Origin of the sequence: Pseudoxanthomonas sp. SL93 (genome assembly GCF_026625825.1) — a bacterium.
GTDB lineage: Bacteria > Pseudomonadota > Gammaproteobacteria > Xanthomonadales > Xanthomonadaceae > Pseudoxanthomonas_A.
Genome location: NZ_CP113065.1, coordinates 2,115,489 through 2,131,236, shown reverse-complemented (window position 1 = coordinate 2,131,236; position 15,748 = coordinate 2,115,489). Strand labels below are relative to the sequence as shown.

The following is a 15,748-nucleotide window of genomic DNA, read 5'->3' as shown; positions in this document are numbered from 1 at the left end:
TGAAAGCGAGGCCGCAGTCGGCGCGCGAACGGTGCCGCCCGCCTTTGCGAATCACCAATCACCCGTCACCCATCACGGCACCGGAGGTGTCGCATGATGGCTGCCGCACGCGAGCGTCGCCTGCAGCACACGGGCAACCTGGCGAAGGAATTCCGCCGGGTGCATTTCGTCGGCATCGGCGGCTCGGGCATGAGCGGCATCGCCGAAGTGCTGTGCACGCTGGGCTACGAAGTCTCCGGCTCGGACAACGCCGACAATGCCGCGACCCGCCGCCTGACCGCCCTGGGCGCGCGCGTGATGCGCGGCCACAACGCGTCCAACGTGCTCGGCACGGACTGCGTGGTGGTGTCCAGCGCGATCCGCCAGGACAACCCCGAGCTGATGGAAGCGCGCAGCCAGCGCATTCCCATCGTCCCGCGTGCAGCGATGCTGGCCGAACTGATGCGCTTCCGCCGCGGCATCGCGGTGGCGGGCACGCACGGCAAGACCACGACCACCAGCCTGGCCGCCGCGGTGCTGAGCGAGGGCGGCCTGGACCCGACGTTCGTGATCGGTGGGCAACTGCTGGCCGCGGGCGCCAACGCGAAGCTGGGTGACGGCCAGTGGTTGGTCGCCGAAGCCGACGAGAGCGATGGCAGCTTCCTGCGCCTGAACCCGCTGATCTCCATCGTCACCAACATCGACGCCGACCACCTGGAAAACTACGGCAACGACTTCGAACGCGTGAAGGCGGCGTTCGCCGAATTCCTGCAGCGCCTGCCGTTCTATGGCCTGGCGGTGCTGTGCATCGATGATCCTGAAGTGGCCGCGATCGCCGCCGAGACTCCGCGCCACGTGATGAGCTACGGCTTTGCCGAGAACGCCGACGTGCGCGCCGAGGACGTCGAACAGGAGGCCGGACGCATGCGCTTCACGCTGCGCCTGCCGGAAGACGCCAGCATCCGCGTCAGCCTGGCGTTGCCCGGCCGCCACAACGTGCAGAACGCGTTGGCCGCCGCCGCCGTCGGTTGGCAGCTGGGCGTGTCGCCGGAAAACATCGCCGCCGCACTGGAGAAGTTCGCCGGCATCGGCCGCCGTTTCAACGACCTGGGCGAGATCGCCACGCCGCAGGGCGCGCGCGTCCAACTGGTCGATGACTACGGACACCACCCGAGGGAGCTGGCGGCGGTGTTCGCCGCTGCCCGTGGCGGGTGGCCGCACAAGCGGCTCGTCGTCGCGTTCCAGCCGCACCGCTACAGTCGCACGCGCGACCAGTTCGACGCGTTCGCCGCCGTGCTCTCCGAAGCCGACGCGCTGGTGCTCAGCGAGGTCTATCCGGCAGGTGAAACGCCGATCGCCGGTGCCGATTCAAAATCGCTGGCGCGCGCCATCCGTGCGCGTGGCCGCAACGAACCGGTGGTGGTCAGCCAGGTGGCCGAGCTGATCGACGTGCTGCCGGACGTGCTCCAGGACGGCGACCTGCTGCTGATGATGGGCGCCGGCGACATCGGCCATATCGCGCCCCACATCGCCGCTCATGGTTTCGAAGGGAAGGAGGGCGCATGAGCGCGACCACCTTCCCGGCCCTGCGCATCACCGACCCGGCCGGCTTCGGGCGTGTCGCCGTGCTGCTGGGCGGCACCAGCACCGAGCGCGAGGTGTCGCTGGATTCCGGCCGCAACGTGCTGGAAGCGCTGCAGGCGCGCGGCGTGCAGGCGTTCGCGGTTGACGGCATTCCCGCGTTGGTCGATGCCATCCGTGAAGGAAAGGTCGACCGCGTGTTCAACATCCTGCACGGCAACAGGGGCGGGGGCGAGGACGGCGTGCTGCAGGGCCTGCTGGATGCGCTGGGCGTGCCGTACACCGGCCCCGGCGTGCTGGGGTCCGCGTTGACGATGGACAAGATCCGCACCAAGCAGGTGTGGATGGCCGAAGGCCTGCCCACGCCACGCTTCGTGCGCATCGCGCCCGGCGCCGACATGACGGCGGCCGCGCGCTCGCTGGGCCTGCCGGTTTTCGTGAAGCCTTCCAGCGAAGGCTCCAGCGTCGGTGTGTTCCGCATCCTCGACGAGGCTGACCTGGCGCCGGCTGCCGCGTTCGCGGCGGATTATCCCCGCGAACTGCTGATGGAGCAGATGGTGCAGGGCGAGGAGTTCACGGTCGGCATCGTGGGCGGCGTGGTGCTGCCGTCGGTCCGCATCGTGCCCGCCGGCGACTGGTACGACTACCACGCCAAGTACATCGCGGACGACACCCAGTACCTCTGCCCGGGTCTCGAGGGAGACGATGAAGACGCCATCCGCAAGCTGGCGCTGGCCGCCTTCCACGCCGCCGGCTGCAGCGGCTGGGGTCGGGTGGACGTGATGCTCGACCGCGTGCACGGCTTCCAGCTGATCGAGGTCAACACGGCGCCGGGCATGACCAGCCACTCGCTGGTACCCAAGGCGGCGGGCAAGGCGGGCGTGGGCTTCGAAGAACTGTGCTGGCGCATCCTCGAACAGACATTGCCGGGGGTCGCGGGCTGATGAACGCCGCATTGCGCATCGTCACCTGGCTGATCGCCATCGCGCTGGTCGCGTTGCCGGTGGTTGCCGTGGTGAACGGCTGGATCGGCGCCGAACGCTGGCCGCTGACCAGGCTGCGCGTGCAGGGCGAGTTCGCGCGCGTGGACGCCGCGCAGCTGCGCCAGGTCGTGTTGCCGTACGCGCAGCGCGGCTTCTTCGCGGTGCGCCTGTCCGATGCGCAGAAGGCGGTGGAGAAACTGCCGTGGGTGGAGCGCGCGGAAGTACGCAAGCGCTGGCCCGACGTGATGGAAATCCGCATCGTCGAACACAAGCCGTTCGCGCGCTGGGGCCAGGACCGCCTGCTGTCCGAGCACGGACGCCTGTTTCCGATGCCCAAGGAGCTGCGCACGCTCAAGCTGCCGCAGCTGGGCGGGCCGGACTCGCAGGTGCAGGAAGTGACCGCGCTCTACAACGAATCGCGCCAGCTGTTCGCACCGATGGGTCTGGACGTGCACACGCTGGTGATGGACCGCCGCGGCAGCTGGTCGCTGCAACTGGGCAACGGTACCGAAGTCGTGGTCGGGCGCGCCGACGCGCGTCCGCGTCTGGGCCGCTTCGCACGCATGCTGCCGCAGCTGCTGGCCAACCAGGCGCAACCGCTCGAGCGTGCCGATCTCCGCTACACCAACGGATTCGCGTTGAGCTGGGGCAGGGCACAGACAGGACAACAGGATGGGGGAAATGCAGAGGGCGGTGCTTTGCCGCCCGGGCAACCGGCTTCCGCTCCGGCACTTCCCGCTCCCGCTACTCAACAGGGCAATACATGAATCGCAAGGGTGACAAATCGCTGATCGTCGGACTGGATATCGGCACCTCCAAGGTGACGGCGCTGGTCGGCGAGTACGCCCCGGGCAATCCGATCGAAGTGATCGGCATCGGCTCGCATGAGTCGCGCGGATTGAAGCGCGGCGTGGTGGTGGACATCGAATCGACGGTGCAGTCCATCCAGCGCGCGGTGGAGGAAGCCGAGCTGATGGCGGGCTGCGAGATCCGTTCGGTGTACGCATCGATCTCGGGCAACCACGTGCAGTGCCGCAATTCGCCCGGCATCGTGCCCATCCGCGATGGCGAAGTGACCTGGGGCGACCTGGATCGCGTGCTGGAGGCCGCCAAGGCGGTGGCGATCCCGGCGGACCAGAAGATCCTCCATGCCATCCCGCGAGAGTACAAGCTGGACAACTCCCAGGAAGGCATCCGCAATCCGGTCGGCATGACCGGCGTGCGCCTGGAAGTGGACGCGCACCTGGTGTTCTGCGCGCAGTCCGCGGCCGCCAATATCAGCAAGTGCGTGCAGCGCTGCGGACTGCAGATCGACGACCTGATCTTCTCTTCGCTGGCGTCGAGCGTGGCCGTGCTGACCAGCGACGAACGCGAACTCGGCGTAGTGCTGGTCGACATGGGTGCGGGCACCACCGACCTGGCGGTCTTCGTGCAGGGCGCGATCTGCCACACCGCGTCGCTGCCGATCGCCGGCGACCAGGTGACCAACGACATCGCGCACATGCTGCGTACACCTACGCCGGAAGCCGAGCAGATCAAGGTGCGTTACGCCTGCGCGCTGGCCCAGCTGGCCACTGCCGAGGAAAGCATCCAGGTACCCAGCGTCGGCGATCGTCCGCCGCGCCGCCTGCCGCGCCATTCGCTGGCGCAGGCCGTGCAGCAGCGCTACGAGGAGATCTTCGAGATGGTGCAGGCCGAGCTGCGCCGTTCCGGTTTCGAAGAGCGCGTGCGCGCCGGCATGGTGCTGACGGGCGGCGCGTCGAAGATGGAAGGCGTGGTCGAGCTGGCCGAGGAAATGCTGCAGATGCCGGTGCGCGTGGGCATCCCGCAGCACGTCACCGGGCTGGGCGAAGTGGTCGGCAATCCGGTGCATGCCACCGGCGTCGGCCTGCTGCTGATGGGCAGCCAGATCGAACACCCCCGCCGTCCGTCATTGCCCACGGGCAAGGCGGGCAGCTGGTTCAAGAAACTGCAGAACTGGTACCGCGGCGAGTTCTGAGTGATGCGGGCCGGAATGGCCGCAGGCAAGCGCGGAAGGCACGAGAGACGAAGCACGTTGTTCCAACAGCACCACATAACTAAATAAACGAGGACAAGGACATGGCACATTTCGAACTGGTTGAGAAGATGGCCCCGAATGCGGTGATCAAGGTCGTTGGCGTGGGCGGCGGTGGCGGCAATGCCGTGGCGCACATGGTCAGCAGCAGCGTGGACGGCGTGGAGTTCATCACCGCCAACACCGATTCGCAGGCGATCAAGAACTGCGGCGCCAAGCTGCAGCTGCAGCTGGGCAGCAACGTCACCAAGGGCCTGGGCGCGGGCGCGAATCCGGAAGTGGGCCGCCAGGCCGCGCTGGAAGACCGTGAGCGCATCATCGACGCGCTGGACGGCGCCGACATGGTCTTCATCACCGCCGGCATGGGCGGCGGCACCGGTACCGGTGCGGCGCCGGTCGTGGCGCAGCTGGCCAAGGAGATGGGCATCCTGACGGTCGCCGTGGTGACCAAGCCTTTCCCGTTCGAAGGCCGTCGCCGCATGCAGGTGGCGCTGAAGGGCATCGAGGAATTGAGCCACCACTGCGATTCGCTGATCACCATCCCGAATGAAAAGCTGATCACCGTGCTGGGCCGCAACGCCACGATGATCCAGGCGTTCCGTGCCGCCAACGACGTGCTGCTCGGCGCCGTGCAGGGCATCGCCGACCTGATCGTGCGTCCGGGCCTGATCAACGTCGACTTCGCCGACGTGCGCACCGTGATGAGCGAGATGGGCCTGGCCATGATGGGCACCGGTTCGGCACGCGGCGACGACCGCGCGCAGGCCGCTGCCGAGTCGGCCATCCAGAACCCGCTGCTGGACGACGTCAACCTGTCGGGCGCCAACGGCATCCTGGTCAACATCACCGCCGGCCCGGACTTCACCATGGCCGAGTTCGACGAAGTGGGCCGCACCATCGAAGGCTTCGCTTCGGAAGATGCCACCGTGGTGCTGGGCACCGTGCTGGACCCGGACATGCAGGACGAGGTGCGCGTGACCGTGGTCGCCACCGGCCTGAACCGGGCCGTGGTGCGCCAGCCGGTGGGCCGCAACAGCGACCTGCGCGAGCCGATGCGCGCGCCGATCAAGCTGGTCCGCGACGCCACCACCGGCATGCCGATCGACGACGGCTTCGGCATGGATGCGGTCAGTGCCGCCACCAGCGGCCTGGGCCTGCGTCGTGGTTCCGCTGCGCAGGCGTCCGCGCCCGCCTCGGCACCGGTCGCCGCCGACCTCCCCAACGACTACCTGGACATCCCGGCGTTCCTGCGCCGCCAGGCGGACTGAGGGTTCCACCCGTTCCGCTTTTCCAGGCGGAGCGGGGCAAGCAAGGCAGTACGCACCACCCACGCCATGTCCTTTCGCTGCCGGGCCCGTCCGGCCCGGCAGCCCTTTCATGACGGCCATAACAGACCAGTGTTGCGGCCGTGGGACAGAGCGGTTCTTTCGTTAAGATTCAGCGAAGTGCGTGTTATTCTCGCTGCCCGCTTAGGTTCCCCCACCTGCGACCCGTCCCGATGGCCCAGCAACGCACACTGAAGAACGTGATCCGCGCGACCGGCGTGGGTCTGCACAGCGGCGAAAAGGTCTACATGACCCTGCGCCCTGCGCCGGTGGATACGGGCATCGTGTTCCGTCGGGTCGATCTGGATCCGGTCGTGGAGGTCCCCGCCAGCGCCAGCCTGGTCACCGAGACCACGCTTTGCACCGGGCTGACATGCGAAGGCGCCAAGGTGCAGACCGTCGAACACCTGATGTCGGCCATGGCCGGCCTGGGCGTCGACAATGCCTATGTGGAGTTGTCCTCGGCCGAGCTGCCGATCATGGACGGTTCCGCCGGTCCGTTCGTGTTCCTGCTGCAATCGGCAGGCATCACCGAGCAGAACGCGCCCAAGCGCTTCATCCGCATCAAGCACGCCGTGGAAGTGACCGACGGCGACAAGGTGGCCCGCTTCGAGCCTTATGACGGCTTCAAGCTGGGTTTCACCGTGAAGTTCGACCATCCGATGATTCCCGCGTCGCAGTCGCGGGCGGAAGTGGATTTCTCCACCGGCGCCTACGTCAAGGAAGTCGCGCGTGCGCGTACCTTCGGCTTCATGCGCGACCTGGAGTACATGCGCGAACGCAACCTGGGGCTGGGCGGTTCGATGGACAATGCCATCGTGCTGGACGAGTTCCGGGTACTGAACGAAGACGGCCTGCGCTACACGGACGAGTTCGTCCGCCACAAGATCCTGGACGCCATCGGCGACCTGTACCTCGCCGGCCACCCCATCCTGGGCGCCTACGAGGGGTTCAAATCGGGCCACGCACTCAACAACAAGCTGGTGCGCGCCCTGCTGGCCGATGCTTCGGCCTGGGAAGAAGTGACCTTCGAAGACGACCGCCAGCCCTCGCCGGTGGTGTACGCGAGCCCCGCCGCCGCCGTCTGAGACCTGCATCCGCTTTGGCGGGTGATCGTGCTGACTACCGGTTACCGACCCCCGTCACACGGGTGGGTACGATCGGTTACGCCTTTGTCAAAATGTGACATCGGTCATGTTGCGGCCTGAATCCTAACAGGATTTTAACTTTCATCTAACGACCCGACCGACGGTGGCCGGTACCATGCCCCGTCCCTCGTGATGGCCGAGTCAATTTTTCGGACGTCGTCGATGGCCGCCCTGCGGGGTGGACGGATCCGCGGAGACGGGTTCGGACAGGAGGTCCAGGGCGCTTTTCAGCCCCTTTCTTGCGACTTCCGACACGGGTTTGGCCATTTCCTGCGCTCCGACCGGGGGGGAAGACGGCGCAAGGGTGGTTTTGGCGGTGACTTCGGTGACCGCCAGTCCGATGGATTGGGCCGCGTTGATCAGTTCGGGGGCAGCCAGGCGCAGTCTGGCCCGCCACACCGGGGAGTCGACGATAAAAACGAGTCGCGTGCCCGCCACATTGGCCAACCGGCAATGGGGCGCCAGGGCAGGCGGCAGGCAGGGGCGAAGTTGCTGTTCCAAGGCGTCGAGCCACATGGCGCGACGCACCGGGTCGGTAGCGGCATCGGTCATGGCAGCCTGCAGGGCAGGTTGCGCGGTGCCGGCACGACGCGGCTTGGACTTCGAATCAGACATCGGTATCTATGAGCTTTAAAAACATTGTCAACAATACGCGCATCTGGTGGAGCCATACCCTGGCCCATGGTGCATACCGTACCCGACTCGCCCTGCACACCCGGCCGCTGGCCAGTGCGGCGGTGCTGGTGGCCGCGGGCCTGCTGATCGGCGCGGCCGGCCGCAGTGCCGCCGGGATGGCCCAGGTGTCGATGCTTCAGGCCAGCGCCGAGAGCCGCGAGGCCGAGCTGGAGCAGGTGCGCCGCGGCGCCCAGCAGGAAATCAATGCCATGGCCGCCCGACTGGGCGAGTTGCAGGCGCAGGCGAACCGCCTGAACGCGTTGGGCGAGCGCCTGACCCGCGTGGGCCAGCTGCAGGATGGCGAGTTCGACTTCAACGAACCGGTTGGCGTGGGCGGCAACGACGCCGCTTACGACATGAAGCCGGCCGAACTGTCCGCCGGCGTCGACCAGCTGGAAAAGCAGTTCGCCGAATCCGGCCGCCAGCTGTCCGTGCTGGAAGCGCTGCTGTTCAACCGCGAGCTGGACAAGAACGCGACCCCCGGCCGCATGCCGATCGCCAACAGCTACATCACCTCCGGCTTCGGCGGTCGTGCCGATCCGTTCGGCGGCGGTGGCCAGTACCATAAGGGCATCGACTTCAAGGCCAGTGTGGGTGATCCGGTGCTGTCGGTCGCCGACGGCGTGGTCAGCTTCGCCGGCGTCAAGGGCGGCTACGGCAACGTGGTCGACGTGGACCACGGCAACGGTTACGTCACCCGCTATGCGCACAACTCGCGCCTGGTGGTGAAGGCCGGCGACCTGGTGCGCGTGGGCCAGGAAGTGGCCAAGGCCGGTTCGACGGGTCGCTCCACCGGTGCGCACGTGCACTTCGAAGTCTGGGAGAACGGCAGCGTGGTCAACCCGCGCAAGTTCTTGGGCGATGGTCCGACCCCGGTAGGTCGGGTGAAGCGCGGGTGAGGACGGCCTGCCTGCGCGGCCCCGCCGCGCGGGCGATCCCGGTGCCCGGCGCGCTGAGCCGGGCCGGCTGGGGCCGTTCATTGCGCAGGCTTGATTAACGGAGCCCCGCCCCAAGCTACAATACGGTGTTGCCAGACAGGGCGCATAGCGCCCTGTTTCGTTTTGGGCGCCACGCCAAGGCGTGAGCGGCCCTGACGTTCCTCCCCAATCCGGTTCCCTACATGATCAACAACCTGCTTACCCGTGTCTTCGGCAGTCGCAACGAACGCCTGCTGAAACAGCTGCAACGCATCGTCGACAAGATCAACGCCCTGGAACCGGAGCTGCAGAAGCTGACGGACGACGAGCTGAAGGCCAAGACGCCGGAGTTCCAGCAGCGCATCGCGGGTGGGGAGACGCTGGACAAGGTGCTGCCGGAAGCATTCGCGGTCTGCCGCGAAGCCAGCCGCCGCGTGCTGGGCATGCGCCACTACGACGTGCAGCTGATCGGCGGCATGGTGCTGCACCTGGGCAAGATCGCCGAGATGCGCACCGGCGAAGGCAAGACCCTGGTCGCCACGCTGCCGACCTATCTCAATGCCCTGGAAGGCAAGGGCGTGCACGTCGTCACCGTGAACGACTACCTGGCCCGCCGCGACTCGGCGTGGATGGGCAAGCTGTACAACTGGCTGGGCCTGAGTGTGGGCGTGGTCTATCCCGGCATGCCGCACGGCGACAAGCACGCCGCCTATGCCGCCGACATCACCTACGGTACCAACAACGAGTTCGGCTTCGACTACCTGCGCGACAACATGGCGATGTCGAAGGCCGACCGCTTCCAGCGCGGCCTGCACTACGCCATCGTCGACGAAGTCGACTCCATCCTGATCGACGAAGCACGCACCCCGCTGATCATCTCCGGCCCGGCCGACGAATCGCCCGAGCTGTACATCCGCGTCAACCGCATCGTGCCTCAGCTGATCAAGCAGGAGAACGAGGAAGCCGAGGGCGACTACTGGGTCGACGAGAAAGGCAAGCAGGTGCACCTGTCCGAAGCGGGCATGGAGCACGCCGAGGAACTGCTGCTGCAGGCCGGCATCATCAGCGAGGAAGAACCGCTGTATGGCGCCAACAACCTGTCGGTCGTGCACCACCTCAACGCCGCGCTGCGCGCGCATGCCATCTACCAGCGCGACGTGGACTACATCGTGCGCGATGGCGAAGTCGTCATCGTCGACGAGTTCACCGGCCGCACGCTGACCGGTCGTCGCTGGTCCGACGGCCTGCACCAGGCGGTCGAGGCGAAGGAAGGCGTGCCGGTCCAGCGCGAGAACCAGACGCTGGCCAGCGTGACGTTCCAGAACCTGTTCCGCATGTACAAGAAGCTGTCCGGCATGACCGGCACGGCCGATACGGAAGCCTTCGAGTTCCAGAGCATCTACGGGCTGGAAGTGATCGTCATCCCGACCAACCGCCCGACCGTGCGAAAGGATTCGCCCGACCAGGTGTTCCTCAACCGCCAGGGCAAGTTCAAGGCGGTGCTGGCCGACATCCAGGACTGCTACCAGCGTGGCCAGCCGGTGCTGGTGGGCACCACCTCGATCGAGACGTCGGAAATGCTGTCCGACTTCCTCACCAAGGCCGGCGTGCCGCACGAAGTGCTCAACGCCAAGCAGCACGAGCGCGAAGCGCATATCGTCGCGCAGGCCGGTCGTCCGGGCGCGATCACCATCGCCACCAACATGGCCGGCCGCGGTACCGACATCGTGCTGGGCGGTTCGCTGGAAGCCGAATACGAGGCACTGCCGGAAGACGCCAGCGACGCCGACCGCGCCGCGGTGAAGGCCGAATGGCAGAAGCGCCATGACGCGGTCAAGGCCGCCGGCGGCCTGCATATCGTCGGCACCGAGCGCCATGAATCGCGCCGCATCGACAACCAGCTGCGTGGCCGTTCGGGCCGCCAGGGCGATCCGGGTTCGTCCCGCTTCTACCTGTCGCTGGAAGACAACCTGATGCGCATCTTCGCCTCGGACTGGGTCCAGAAGGCGATGAAGCTGATCGGCATGAAGGAAGACGACGTCATCGAGGACAAGCTGGTCAGTCGGCAGATCGAGAAGGCGCAGCGCAAGGTGGAAGCGCACAACTTCGACATCCGCAAGAACCTGCTCGACTTCGACGACGTCAACAACGACCAGCGCAAGGTCATTTACGCGCAGCGCGACGAGCTGCTCGACGCCGAATCGGTCAAGGACAACATCGACGGCATCCGCGGCGACGTGGTCGCCGAGACGGTCGCCCGCTTCGTGCCGCTCAACTCGGTGGACGAGCAGTGGGACCTTCAGGGGCTGGAAAACGAGCTGGGCGAGGAAATGGGCATCGACCTGCCCGTGAGCCGCTGGCGCGAGGAAGCCGAGGAGCTGGATGCCGAAACCATCGAGCGCCGCGTGCAGGAAGCCATGGACCAGCACTTCGCCAGCAAGGAAGCCGCGATCGGCGACGAGACGATGCGCGCGCTCGAAAAGCACATCATGCTCACCGTGCTGGACAAGAACTGGAAGGAGCACCTGGCGCGCATGGACTACCTGCGCCAGGGCATCCACCTGCGCGGCTATGCGCAGAAGCAGCCGAAGCAGGAATACAAGAAGGAAGCCTTCGAGCTGTTCTCCAGCATGCTGGAGCGGGTGAAGAGCGAAGTGGTGACGCTGCTGTCGCGCGTGCGCATCCGCAGCGAGGAAGAGGTCGCCGCGCTGGAAGCGCAGGAACGCGCGATGGCCGAGGCGCAGGCGCGGCAGATGCAGTTCCAGCACGAGGACGTCGGCGGCTACAGCGCCGACGAGGAAGCGGCGGAAGCCCAGCGCCTGGCGGCGGTGCAGGGTGGCTACGTGCAGTCCGGGCCGATGCCGGCCCATCGTGACGCGCCCAAGGTCGGCCGCAACGACCCGTGCCCCTGCGGCAGCGGCAAGAAGTACAAGCACTGCCACGGACAGCTGGGCTGAGGCATGGCCGGCTGACCGCCGGCCTCCGCCGCGCAGAAGAGTTCCATCGCATCGCGCCTTCGGGCGCGATGTCGTTTCCGGGCCCGGTAGCCGGCTTCCGTGTGCGACGTGGTAATTGCGTTACCTGGCCGCTTGCCGGCAAAGTTCCCCCATGTCCACACCGTTGCGCTCCATCCACGTCATGGCCGCCGTCATCACCGACCCGCGCGGCCGCATCCTGCTGGCCCGCCGGACCGAAGGGCGTGACCTGGCGGGCCGCTGGGAGTTTCCCGGCGGGAAGCGCGAGCCTGGCGAAAGCCCGGAGGAAGCGCTGGTGCGCGAACTGCGTGAGGAACTGGGCATCGAGGCCGATATCGGTGCGGCGGTGATCAATGTTCCCCAGCAATACCCCGACAAGCGGCTGCGCCTGGACGTCCGCCATCTGGCGGGCTGGACCGGCACCCCGCGCGGTCATGAAGGACAGGCGCTGGCCTGGGTGGCACTCGACAAACTAACCCGCTACGCCATGCCGCCGGCGGATCGCCCGGTGGTGGCGGCGTTGCTGCATCCGGATATCTACCTGGTGACGCCGGAGCCCGGCGAAGATGCGGAATGGCTGGCGTCACTGCAGCGCGCGCTGGATGCCGGCATCCGCCGTGTCCAAGTGCGCGCCCGCAGCGTCGGCGGCGAGCGCTGGCAGGCACTTGCCGGTCAGGCGGTACAACGGTGCCGGAAGGCCGGCGCGGATGTGCTCCTGAATGGAGACATCGAACTGGCGCGTGAGCTGGGAGTGGGCGTGCATCTTCGCAGTGCGCAACTGACGGCGCTGGCGCAGCGGCCGATGCCGGAAGGCCAGTGGGTCGCCGCCTCATGCCACACCGCAGAAGACCTGCAACGGGCCGAGGACCTGGGCTGTGATTTCGCGGTGCTGGGCAGCGTCCACCCGACGGAAAGCCATCCCGGTGCACCGCCGTTGGGATGGCCGGGCTTCGCCGGTCTGCGCGAGCGCGTATCGCTGCCCATGTATGCCATCGGTGGGCTGTCGCCTGCCGACATCCGGCAGGCACGCGAGCATGGCGCGCAAGGCGTTGCGGCGATCCGCAGCCTGTGGCCGGCGTAGGGCCGCAGCGGGCCGTCAGTTCTGGGGCGACTTGGGATAGCGCTGGATTTCCCGGGCGACGGGCGAAATGGTTCGAAAGCCTCGGCGCGATCGCCGGCCTACGCTCCCAAGGCAGCCAGCGCCAGATAGCGGGCGTGCAGTTCGTCCGCCGCATGTTGCAGATGGCCGATGTCGCCATCGTTGACCACGATATCGTCAGCCAGTGCCAGCCGCTGCGCGCGCGTGGCCTGTGCGGCGATCATCCTGTCGGCCAGCGCTGCATCGATTCCGTCGCGCTGCATCAGCCTGGCCTTCTGCGTCGCAGACGGTACGTCCACGACCAGGATGCGGTCCAGCCACGGGTACGTCGTGCGTCCGCCCCCTTCGGCAAGCAGGGGAATCATCGCGATGGCGTACGGTCCGGGGGCCGCGCGGCAGCGTTCGATCATGCGGGCGCGGATCACCGGGTGCAGCAGGCCTTCCAGCACCCTGCGTTCCGCTTCGTCGTTGAAGACGCGGGCACGCAGGGCGGCGCGATCCAGTCGACCATCGGCCAGCAGTACATCCGTTCCGAAGTGCGCGACGACGGCGGCCAGCGCCGGCTCGCCCGGTTCGACCACCTCGCGGGCGATCAGGTCGGCATCGGCCACGGTCACGCCGCGGGCGGCGAAGGCTTTTTCCAGAGCGCTCTTGCCCGAGGCGATGCCGCCGGTAAGTCCGATGAAGTAATGGGCCATGCGGGGATTATGCGGCAGCGGGGACGCTCGTCAGCCCCTATGCGTTACCGCCAAGTGCGTGTTGCGGTCGGTTAGCGCGTTGGTTACTTCAGGCCCGCGAAGCGCAGGTAGCCATCGACGATCTGTTCGCCCCAGAAGAACACGATCCAGCCGGCGATGGCCAGGTAGGGGCCGAACGGAATCGGCGTGGCGCGGTCACGGCCCTTCATGCCCAGCCAGACCGAGCCGATGATGGCGCCCACCACGGACGACAACAGGATGACGGGCAGCACGCCATTCAGGCCCACCCAGGCGCCCAGCGCCGCCAGCAGCTTGAAGTCACCACGCCCCATGCCTTCCTTGCCGGTGACCTGCTTGAACAGCCACCACACCAGCCACAGCAACAGGTAGCCGGCGATCGCGCCGAGCAGGGCGGGCTTGGCCGGCATGTACAGGTTGTCCAGGCTGCCGATCAGGCCCAGCCACATCAGCGGCAAGGTCAGTTGGTCCGGCAGCAGGCGCTCGCGCAGGTCGATGCCGGACAGCGCCACCAGGTAGCAGCTCAGCAACGACGCGCCGAAGCCCTGCCAGCCGAATCCGAAGCGCCACACCGAGGCCACCACCAGCACCGCGGTCAGCAGTTCGACCAGCGGGTACTGCGGGGAGATCGGCGCCTTGCAGTGCCGGCACTTGCCGCGCAGCACCAGCCAGCTGAAGAGCGGGATGTTCTCGAACCACGACAGCTGCGTCTTGCAGTGCGGGCAGTGCGAACGCTCCACCACGATGCCGGGCGGCGGCGGGTCGTAGATCTCGGGCAGTTCCAGGACCTCGCGGGCGTCGCGCTTCCACTCCCACTCCAGCCGCCGGGGCAGCCGCAGGATGACCACATTGAGGAAACTGCCCACCAGCAGGCCAAGGCCTGCCACTACCGGATACCCCAGTTCGGGGTGCTGATCTAGGAATGCCATCGGGGAAGCTTACATGGTCGCCGCAAGCTTGAAGATGGGCAGGTACATGCCGACCACCATGCCGCCGACCACCACACCGATGAAGATCATGATGAACGGTTCGATCAGGCTGGACAGCGCGTCGACCGCGTTGTTGACCTCCTGCTCGTAGTACTCGGCCACCTTGAACAGCATGGCATCCAGGGCGCCGGCCTCTTCGCCGATCGAGGTCATCTGGATGACCATGTGCGGGAAGATGTTCACCTGTTTCATCGACATGTTCAGCGGATAACCCACTGACACGTCATCGCGGATCCTGAGCACGGCCTTTTCATATACGGTATTGCCGGTGGCACCGGCCACCGTGTCCAGCGCTTCCACCAGGGGTACGCCAGCCTTAAAGGTCACCGCCAGCGTGCGCGCGAAGCGCGCGATGGCTGAGTTGTGCATGATCTGGCCGATCACCGGCACCTTCAGGATCATGCGGTCAATGAAGTGCTGGAATGCCAGCGAGCGCTTCTTGAAGAAAATGAACGCCGCGATCGCGCCGCCTATCGTGCCGAATACCGCCCACCAATAAGAAACCATGAAGCGGGATGCGCCCACGATGAGCTTGGTAAAGGCAGGAAGATCCGCGCCGAACTGCTTGAACACCGCTTCAAACTGCGGCACGACGAAGACGAGCAGGATGGCGCTGACCAGAATCGCCACCGCGATGACCGTGGCTGGGTAGAACAAGGCCTTCTTGATCTTGCCCTTCAGGGTCTCGATGTTTTCCTTGTAGTTGGCAATCGTGTCCAGCACGGTTTCCAGCACACCCGCGCTTTCACCGGCCCGCACCAGGTTGCGATACAGCTCATCGAACTGGACGGGATACTTGCTGATGGCCTCGGACAGCGACGAGCCGCTCTCGATGTCGTAGCGGATGTTCTCCACCAGCTTCTTCATGCGGATGTTTTTCTGTCCGCCTTCGATGATCTCCAGTGCGCCCACGATCGGTACGCCGGACTTCATCATCGTCGCCAGCTGGCGGCTGAAGAAGGCGATTTCCTTCGGGGTGACCGGCTTGCCTGCCGAGCCGAACAGCGGCTTGGGTTTCACCTTGACCACGTTGGGGGTAATGCCCTGCTTGCGCAGTTCCGCACGCAGGAAATTGGCGTTCTTGGATTGCTGCTCACCCTTCATCTTCACGCCGCGCTTGTCCACGCCTTCCCAGACAAACAGGTTCAGCGGGTTCTCGCGAACCGGTGTGGGTGCTTTCTTAACGGCAGAACGGGTCACAGCCATCGGTTTTCCCCTGTCCGGCTTTCCCCAACCGGACTGTCATTGCCCATGGTAGCCGGTTATCGGCCGAAGGGAACCACCCCCCGTGTGACGGGAGGCAGG

At 66.5% G+C, this 15,748-nt stretch carries 13 protein-coding genes; 9 read left to right on the top strand and 4 right to left on the bottom strand.

Annotation, left to right across the window (positions count from 1 at the left end; translation table 11 throughout):
• The first annotated feature begins 93 nt into the window (after window positions 1-93).
• The 6 genes from murC to lpxC all read left to right on the top strand — a co-directional run bounded on the left by murC (window position 94) and on the right by lpxC (window position 7,012).
• A complete protein-coding gene (gene murC / locus OVA13_RS10100) occupies window positions 94-1,545 on the top strand; it encodes a UDP-N-acetylmuramate--L-alanine ligase (RefSeq protein WP_267790359.1) in 1,452 nt (483 codons plus the stop codon).
• A complete protein-coding gene (locus OVA13_RS10095) occupies window positions 1,542-2,504 on the top strand; it encodes a D-alanine--D-alanine ligase (protein WP_267790358.1) in 963 nt (320 codons plus the stop codon). The genes murC and OVA13_RS10095 overlap by 4 nt, the downstream gene beginning before the upstream one ends.
• Window positions 2,504-3,310: a cell division protein FtsQ/DivIB gene (locus tag OVA13_RS10090; protein WP_267790357.1), complete on the top strand. Its 807-nt coding sequence runs from the start codon at window positions 2,504-2,506 to the stop codon at window positions 3,308-3,310. Before OVA13_RS10095 ends, OVA13_RS10090 begins: the two co-directional genes overlap by 1 nt.
• Window positions 3,307-4,542, top strand: coding sequence for a cell division protein FtsA (ftsA, locus tag OVA13_RS10085; protein WP_267790356.1), 1,236 nt, complete (start codon window positions 3,307-3,309; stop codon window positions 4,540-4,542). The genes OVA13_RS10090 and ftsA overlap by 4 nt, the downstream gene beginning before the upstream one ends.
• 101 nt (window positions 4,543-4,643) lie before the next feature.
• Window positions 4,644-5,867 (top strand): cell division protein FtsZ, encoded by a 1,224-nt coding sequence (gene ftsZ / locus OVA13_RS10080; RefSeq protein ID WP_267790355.1) that lies wholly within the window; start codon window positions 4,644-4,646, stop codon window positions 5,865-5,867.
• A gap of 230 nt (window positions 5,868-6,097) precedes the next feature.
• On the top strand, window positions 6,098-7,012 hold the full coding sequence (gene lpxC, locus OVA13_RS10075) for a UDP-3-O-acyl-N-acetylglucosamine deacetylase (protein WP_267790354.1): 915 nt from the start codon (window positions 6,098-6,100) through the stop codon (window positions 7,010-7,012).
• Window positions 7,013-7,213: 201 nt separating this feature from the next.
• Here the strand turns inward: lpxC and OVA13_RS10070 are convergent, their stop codons facing one another.
• Window positions 7,214-7,687, bottom strand: coding sequence for a DciA family protein (locus OVA13_RS10070; RefSeq protein ID WP_267790353.1), 474 nt, complete (start codon window positions 7,685-7,687; stop codon window positions 7,214-7,216).
• An 8-nt stretch (window positions 7,688-7,695) separates the two neighbouring features.
• Between OVA13_RS10070 and OVA13_RS10065 the strand changes: the two genes are divergently transcribed.
• The 3 genes from OVA13_RS10065 to OVA13_RS10055 all read left to right on the top strand — a co-directional run bounded on the left by OVA13_RS10065 (window position 7,696) and on the right by OVA13_RS10055 (window position 12,720).
• The gene (locus OVA13_RS10065; protein WP_267790352.1) at window positions 7,696-8,646 is read left to right on the top strand and encodes a M23 family metallopeptidase; all 951 of its coding nucleotides are present in this window, start codon (window positions 7,696-7,698) and stop codon (window positions 8,644-8,646) included.
• Between the two features lie 221 nt (window positions 8,647-8,867).
• Window positions 8,868-11,621, top strand: a complete 2,754-nt coding sequence (gene secA, locus OVA13_RS10060; protein ID WP_267790351.1) for a preprotein translocase subunit SecA — start codon at window positions 8,868-8,870, stop codon at window positions 11,619-11,621.
• 151 nt (window positions 11,622-11,772) lie between these two features.
• Complete coding sequence (locus tag OVA13_RS10055) at window positions 11,773-12,720, top strand: Nudix family hydrolase (RefSeq protein ID WP_267790350.1); 948 nt, start codon at window positions 11,773-11,775, stop codon at window positions 12,718-12,720.
• A gap of 98 nt (window positions 12,721-12,818) precedes the next feature.
• On the opposite strand, the gene coaE is transcribed toward OVA13_RS10055, so the two are convergent.
• The 3 genes from coaE to OVA13_RS10040 form a co-directional block, all read right to left on the bottom strand.
• Window positions 12,819-13,436 (bottom strand): dephospho-CoA kinase, encoded by a 618-nt coding sequence (coaE, locus tag OVA13_RS10050; RefSeq protein WP_267790349.1) that lies wholly within the window; start codon window positions 13,434-13,436, stop codon window positions 12,819-12,821.
• An 83-nt stretch (window positions 13,437-13,519) separates the two neighbouring features.
• Entirely contained in the window at window positions 13,520-14,383 is an 864-nt protein-coding gene (locus tag OVA13_RS10045) for a prepilin peptidase (RefSeq protein ID WP_267790348.1), read from the bottom strand.
• A gap of 9 nt (window positions 14,384-14,392) precedes the next feature.
• The gene (locus OVA13_RS10040) at window positions 14,393-15,649 is read right to left on the bottom strand and encodes a type II secretion system F family protein (protein WP_267790347.1); all 1,257 of its coding nucleotides are present in this window, start codon (window positions 15,647-15,649) and stop codon (window positions 14,393-14,395) included.
• Window positions 15,650-15,748: the final 99 nt, after the last annotated feature.

Excerpts from the sequence above, each read along its gene's own strand:
- OVA13_RS10055 (WP_267790350.1), top strand. The coding sequence starts at position 11,773 with ATGTCCACACCGTTGCGCTCCATCCACGTCATGGCCGCCGTCATCACC.
- OVA13_RS10040 (WP_267790347.1), bottom strand. The coding sequence starts at position 15,649 with ATGGCTGTGACCCGTTCTGCCGTTAAGAAAGCACCCACACCGGTTCGC.
- secA (WP_267790351.1), top strand. The coding sequence starts at position 8,868 with ATGATCAACAACCTGCTTACCCGTGTCTTCGGCAGTCGCAACGAACGC.
- coaE (WP_267790349.1), bottom strand. The coding sequence starts at position 13,436 with ATGGCCCATTACTTCATCGGACTTACCGGCGGCATCGCCTCGGGCAAG.
- OVA13_RS10065 (WP_267790352.1), top strand. The coding sequence starts at position 7,696 with ATGAGCTTTAAAAACATTGTCAACAATACGCGCATCTGGTGGAGCCAT.
- OVA13_RS10045 (WP_267790348.1), bottom strand. The coding sequence starts at position 14,383 with ATGGCATTCCTAGATCAGCACCCCGAACTGGGGTATCCGGTAGTGGCA.
- OVA13_RS10070 (WP_267790353.1), bottom strand. The coding sequence starts at position 7,687 with ATGTCTGATTCGAAGTCCAAGCCGCGTCGTGCCGGCACCGCGCAACCT.
- ftsA (WP_267790356.1), top strand. The coding sequence starts at position 3,307 with ATGAATCGCAAGGGTGACAAATCGCTGATCGTCGGACTGGATATCGGC.
- ftsZ (WP_267790355.1), top strand. The coding sequence starts at position 4,644 with ATGGCACATTTCGAACTGGTTGAGAAGATGGCCCCGAATGCGGTGATC.
- OVA13_RS10090 (WP_267790357.1), top strand. The coding sequence starts at position 2,504 with ATGAACGCCGCATTGCGCATCGTCACCTGGCTGATCGCCATCGCGCTG.
- lpxC (WP_267790354.1), top strand. The coding sequence starts at position 6,098 with ATGGCCCAGCAACGCACACTGAAGAACGTGATCCGCGCGACCGGCGTG.
- OVA13_RS10095 (WP_267790358.1), top strand. The coding sequence starts at position 1,542 with ATGAGCGCGACCACCTTCCCGGCCCTGCGCATCACCGACCCGGCCGGC.
- murC (WP_267790359.1), top strand. The coding sequence starts at position 94 with ATGATGGCTGCCGCACGCGAGCGTCGCCTGCAGCACACGGGCAACCTG.